Source organism: Pseudactinotalea sp., assembly GCF_048594945.1.
In the GTDB taxonomy this organism is placed as follows: Bacteria; Actinomycetota; Actinomycetes; order Actinomycetales; family Beutenbergiaceae; genus Pseudactinotalea.
Map to the genome: position 1 here is coordinate 1 of NZ_JBMDXJ010000550.1, position 5,067 is coordinate 5,067.

Here is a 5,067-nt window from a genome sequence, read left to right on the forward strand (position 1 = left end):
GCCGACTTCCCGCTGCCGCTGATGGGGATGGTGCACCTGGCGAACAGGATCGAACACCGCGAGCAGCTCCTTTCGGGCGACTCGCTCGACGTGCGTGCGTGGGCTGAGAACCTGCGGCTCCACCGCGCGGGCACACAGGTCGAACTGGTCACGGAGGTCTCGCGCGGCGGCGACGTCGTCTGGCGCGGCGTCAGTACCTATCTCACCAAGGGCAAGACGCTGCGCACCGCCGCCCCCGCTGACGCGACCGAGCGCGTCGACGTGGCGCTGCCTCCGGTCACGGGGCAATGGCGGCTCGGAGCCGACGTCGGCCGCCGCTATGCCGCCGTCTCCGGTGATCGCAACCCGATCCACCTGTCGGCGCTGACCGCGAAGTTGTTCGGGTTCCCGCGCGCGATCGCGCACGGCATGTACACCGCCTCGCGCGCGCTCGCCACGGTGGGCGCGGCGCGCGGGGAGGCGTTCCGCTGGAGCGTGGAGTTCGGCAAGCCCGTGCTGCTGCCGGGCACCGTGACGTTCGGGCTCACAGCCGAGGGAGCCGGGCACACCTACGCAGGCTGGGACGCCAAGCGGGGCAGGACGTACTTATCGGGGGCCGTGACCCCGCTCTGAACGCGACGCGGCACGGCACCATGGTGGGATGGCGGCGCGCGCTTGGTGCGTGAGTCCGGCGCGCAGTACTTCCCGCGGGTCTGGGCGGCGCGAGCGATGCGGTATGTGCGGCACGAGTCCGGGCCAGCCGGCGATGCCGCTCTGGCTGCCCTGATGACCGGACTCGCCGATGAGCACTGGCGGGTCCGCGAGATGTCCGCGAAGGTGGTGGCGCTGCACGAGGTCGGCGCCGCGGCCGACGCACTGCCCCCGCTCCTCCACGACGAGACGCCCCGCGTCCGAGCAGCCGCCGCCCGTGCTCTCGGCGCCGCGGGCGAGCACGAGCACCTCAGCATGGTTGATGCCGCCTCCGATGACACCGATCCCGGTGTCGTCCGAGCCGCAGAACGGGCGCTCGCACGCCTGCGGCTACGACTCGACATCGTCTAGGCATCTGCAACACACCAGTTGCACATCGAGCCGACTCGCGCTACGTTACTGCAACCAACCAGTTGCACATGGAGTGAGTGATGACCGCATCAGAGATCGACTTCGAGACCAGCACCGTCACCCGCACGATCCGGATCGAGGCGCCGCGGCCGCTGGTGTGGGCGACGCTCACCTCGCCGGAGCAGATCGCGCAATGGTTCGGGCAGCGAGCCGAGTTCCCGGCAGGCGTGCATGCCGGAGCAGAAGGCAGCTTCGGCTGGACCGAGCACGGCGACTTCCCCGTCCGCATCGACATCGACGAGCCGCCGAGCCGGTTCGCCTTCACGTGGAGCCTGACCGGTGAGGCGATCCGAGAGGACAACTCCACGACCGCCACCTTCACGCTCCTCGAGGACGGCGAGGCAACCGTGCTGAGCGTCGTCGAGACCGGGTTCGACGAGCTCGCCGGCGATCACCTCCGCCGCCGCGCAGCGATGGAGGAGAACGCCCAGGGCTGGGTCGGCGGACTCGACGGGCTCGGCGCCTACGTGACGTCACTCCGTGACGGACGCACCGCCGTCGCCGATCTCGACGCCGGCACGATCACGCGCACGGTCCTCGTCGATGCTGACCAGGCGCGGGCCTGGTCAGCGCTCACCGCGCCCGCCTCGATCGAGGCTTGGTGGGGTCACCCGGCCGTGTTTCCCGACGGCGTCCAGCCGGGTTCGCTCGGCACGTTCGAGTGGGTGGGGCACGGGTTGTTCCCGGTGCACATCGACGCGCTCGAGGAGCCGGACCGGTTCGTGATGACCTGGGGCGAGCTCGGCGAGACCACGCCCGGTCCGACCGCCACCCAAGTCACCTTCACGCTGACCTCGGCCGGAGCGCAGACCCTGGTGACCGTCGTCGAGACAGGGTTCGCGAGCCAGGAGGCAGCGGCGCGACGGGCGGCGATGGAGGGCAACGTCGAGGGTTGGAACGCAGTGCTGGACTCGTTCGCGCGGTTCGTCGCGGGTCGGTCGTGAGCGCCGAACTCGCCGAGGTCGCGGACGTGTGCGCCGCGCTCGCCGACGCCTCGCGGTGGGAGATCCTGCGGCTCGTCGGCGAGGAGGCGCTGTCGGCCAGCGAGCTGGCTCAGCAGCTCCCGATCACGCGCCAGGCGATCGCCCGGCACCTGGGCGTGCTGGCCGAGGCGGGACTGGTCGAGCCCGAGCGGGCCGGCCGGCAGCTGCGCTATCGCGCCCTCGGTGGACGCCTGAGCGAGCTCGCCCGGCACCTCGAGGTGATCGGCAGCGGCTGGGACCGCCGGCTGGACCGCATCAAGGCCATCGCCGAAGGTACCTAGAACGAACCATCTCGCCTGCCGAACGCGCGGTCTCTGCTGCTCCCAGGCTGGCAGCGGCACCAACCCCGCGTTCGGCACGTAGGTAGTCGCCGCTACGGGGTGACCAGGCCGAGCTGCGTCGGCAACCACATCGAGAGCGCGGGCCAGAACACGGTCACCAACAGCGCGATCGTCAGCGCGATGAAGAACGGGACCATCTTCGCGACCACCGGTTCCACCCGCAAACCCGCGACTCTCGCACCGACGAAGAGGTTGTTGCCCACCGGTGGTGTGATGTTGCCGAGGCTCATGTTGAAGACGATCATCACGCCGAAGTGGACCGGGTGCACCCCGAGCTCCACCACGATCGGCAACAGGATCGGCGTGAAGATCAGGATCGCAGGCGTCGGGTCCATGACGGTTCCGGCGATCAGCAGCACGAGCGTGATGATCAGCAGGATCGCGATCGGGCTGTCGGTGATCTGAAGCATGGCCTCGGAAACCTGCTGGGGAATCCGCGCGTAGGACATCACCCACGAGAGGACCGCAGAAACCCCCACCAGCAGCATGATGATGCCGGTCGTGCGCGAGGCGTGCAGCACCACCTCGGGGAGCTCCCGTACCTTGACAGCCCGCTTCGCCAGACCGAACACGAGCGCGTACACGACGGCGATCACAGCGGACTCCGTGGCTGTGAAGACACCGGCGAGGATGCCGCCGACGACGACCACGATCATGAGCAACGACGGAACCGCCCGCCAGAGCACCAGCAGCGCCTCCTTGAGCGTGGCGCGATGCTTCCCGCGCAGCTCCGGGTGCTTGCGGGCGTACAGGCCGACAACGACCATGCAGGCCAAGGACCAGAGCAGGCCAGGCCCGACGCCCGCCATGAAGAGGGCGGCGATCGACGAGCTCGAGACCAGCGCGTAGACGATGAACGTGTTCGACGGCGGCAGGAGCATCCCCGCAGGCGAGGCGGAGACGTTCACCGCGGCCGCGAAGCGCGGGTCGTACCCCTCTTTCTTCATGCGCGGCCCGAGCACGGTGCCGACGGTGGCAGCCGAGGCGACCGAGGCGCCGGAGACCGCGCCGAACAGCGTGTTGGCCACAACGGTGGTCTGGGCGAGCGACGCCGGTGCGCGGCCCGCGATCACGAGCGCAAGGTCGATGAGTCTGGTCGCCATGCCGCCGGCATTCATCAGCGAACCTGCGAGCACGAAGAACGGGATCGCGAGCAGGGCGAAGGAGTTGGATCCCGCGAAGACCCGCTGCGCCGAGACCAGCGCCGCCTGGTCGAAGCCCACGAGCACGATCGCCGCAGCCGCAGCGGGAAGCCCGATCGCGACGGCGACCGGGACCGAGACGATGAGCAGGAGGACCATCCCGCCGAGCAGGATGATGGTGGCGAGAACTGTCGGTTCCATGTCGGCCTCCCTCAGATTGCCTCGTCGTCGGAGATCACCCAGATGGGTCCTCCGCGCACGAGGTCGACGACGTGGACGAGGCAGGCAAACGCGATCAGGACTCCTGCGACAGGCATCACCGCGTAGACATGGCCGACACTGAACGGCAGCGCGGACATCTGCTGGTGCCACGCGTTCTGGGCGATCAGCCAGCCGCCCCACACGAGGACCCAGACCGCGAAGCCGAACACGATGACCTCGGTACCGAGCGCGACCACGCGCTGTGCGCGCTTGGGGAGCCAGCGCGCGAACACCTCGACAGCGATGTGCCCGCGCTCGATGAACACCAGCGACGCCGTCAGGAAGATCAGCACGATGAAGGTGTACCGCGCGGCCTCCTCGGACCACGGTGACGCCGAGCTCAGCACCTGGCGTGCGAAGACCTGCCAGACAACCACCACCACGAGCAAGGTGAAGGCCGCCACCGAGACAGCTTTGAGCGCGGCGACGACGACGCGCTCGAGCTTCTTGATCATCGCCGTGCCACCCTTCGCGCCTCGTCCGCGTCGGCCCGCACCGCAGCAGCCGCTGCCATGGCGGCATCGAACCTCCGCACAGCAGGAGCGATCCCGTCGGGCTGCTGGAAGACGGCATAGATCCCGGTCACGAGGATCGTCGCGCCGCGACGAACGCACTCCGCGCCGTACTCGTGGTCGATCCCGCCGTCGATCTCGATCTCGAAGTCGGCGCCGCTGCGGGTGCGCAGGTCGTCGAGCTGTTCGAGCCGCTCCAGTGAGCCCGCGAGAAAGCGCTGCCCGGCGAAACCAGGCTCGACCGTCATCAGCACCACGTAGTCCAGATCCTTCATGTAGGGCTCGATGATGTCGACCGGGTGCGAGGGATTGATCGCTACGCCAGCCTTCATTCCGGCCGCCTGATAGGCGGCCAGCGTGCGACGGACGAACCGAGTGGAATCGGCGTGGAAGCTCACGTAGTGGGCACCGGCCGCGGCTAGCCGTTCGACGTAGGCGCCCGGGTCGTCGACCATGAGGTGCGCGTCGACCCGGACCTCTGGATGACGCCGGGTCAGATCGGCCACGGCAGAGACCGGGAAGCACAGATTGGGCACGTAGTGGCCGTCCATCACGTCGACGTGCACCAGGTCGACGCCGCCATCGACGAGCTGCTCGACGTCACTCGCGAGGGTGAGCAGATCACAGTTGGCTAGCGAGGGCGCGTTGACGATGCGGGTCACTGGAACGTCTCCCCGTACTCGGGCTGGATCGTCAGATCCATGAAGTCGCGATCCTCGGGCGTCAC

At 68.9% G+C, this 5,067-nt stretch carries 7 protein-coding genes; 4 read left to right on the top strand and 3 right to left on the bottom strand.

Features of this window, described 5'->3' with window-relative positions:
- The 4 genes from ACOJSN_RS24925 to ACOJSN_RS24940 form a co-directional block, all read left to right on the top strand.
- Nucleotides 1–612: MaoC/PaaZ C-terminal domain-containing protein (locus ACOJSN_RS24925; protein ID WP_420115179.1), on the top strand; the 612-nt coding region annotated here is incomplete at its 5' end.
- Nucleotides 613–657: 45 nt separating this feature from the next.
- Nucleotides 658–1,041 carry a HEAT repeat domain-containing protein gene (locus ACOJSN_RS24930; protein ID WP_420115180.1) on the top strand — a complete coding sequence of 128 codons (384 nt, stop codon included), beginning with the start codon at nucleotides 658–660 and terminating at the stop codon, nucleotides 1,039–1,041.
- A gap of 80 nt (nucleotides 1,042–1,121) precedes the next feature.
- Nucleotides 1,122–2,045, top strand: a complete 924-nt coding sequence (locus ACOJSN_RS24935; protein ID WP_420115181.1) for an SRPBCC domain-containing protein — start codon at nucleotides 1,122–1,124, stop codon at nucleotides 2,043–2,045.
- Nucleotides 2,042–2,365, top strand: a complete 324-nt coding sequence (locus ACOJSN_RS24940; protein ID WP_420115182.1) for an ArsR/SmtB family transcription factor — start codon at nucleotides 2,042–2,044, stop codon at nucleotides 2,363–2,365. Before ACOJSN_RS24935 ends, ACOJSN_RS24940 begins: the two co-directional genes overlap by 4 nt.
- Before the next feature lie 92 nt (nucleotides 2,366–2,457).
- Here ACOJSN_RS24940 and ACOJSN_RS24945 read toward each other — a convergent pair whose 3' ends face one another.
- The 3 genes from ACOJSN_RS24945 to ACOJSN_RS24955 are packed head-to-tail and all read right to left on the bottom strand — an operon-like array spanning nucleotide 2,458 to nucleotide 5,002.
- On the bottom strand, nucleotides 2,458–3,768 hold the full coding sequence (locus tag ACOJSN_RS24945) for a TRAP transporter large permease (protein ID WP_420115183.1): 1,311 nt from the start codon (nucleotides 3,766–3,768) through the stop codon (nucleotides 2,458–2,460).
- Nucleotides 3,769–3,779: 11 nt separating this feature from the next.
- A complete protein-coding gene (locus ACOJSN_RS24950) occupies nucleotides 3,780–4,283 on the bottom strand; it encodes a TRAP transporter small permease (RefSeq protein ID WP_420115184.1) in 504 nt (167 codons plus the stop codon).
- Nucleotides 4,280–5,002, bottom strand: a complete 723-nt coding sequence (locus ACOJSN_RS24955; protein WP_420115185.1) for a ribulose-phosphate 3-epimerase — start codon at nucleotides 5,000–5,002, stop codon at nucleotides 4,280–4,282. Before ACOJSN_RS24955 ends, ACOJSN_RS24950 begins: the two co-directional genes overlap by 4 nt.
- Nucleotides 5,003–5,067 lie beyond the last annotated feature (65 nt).

Bases quoted from the DNA above. Each gene is read 5' to 3' on its own strand.
- ACOJSN_RS24935 (WP_420115181.1), top strand. From the start codon at position 1,122: ATGACCGCATCAGAGATCGACTTCGAGACCAGCACCGTCACCCGCACG.
- ACOJSN_RS24945 (WP_420115183.1), bottom strand. From the start codon at position 3,768: ATGGAACCGACAGTTCTCGCCACCATCATCCTGCTCGGCGGGATGGTC.
- ACOJSN_RS24950 (WP_420115184.1), bottom strand. From the start codon at position 4,283: ATGATCAAGAAGCTCGAGCGCGTCGTCGTCGCCGCGCTCAAAGCTGTC.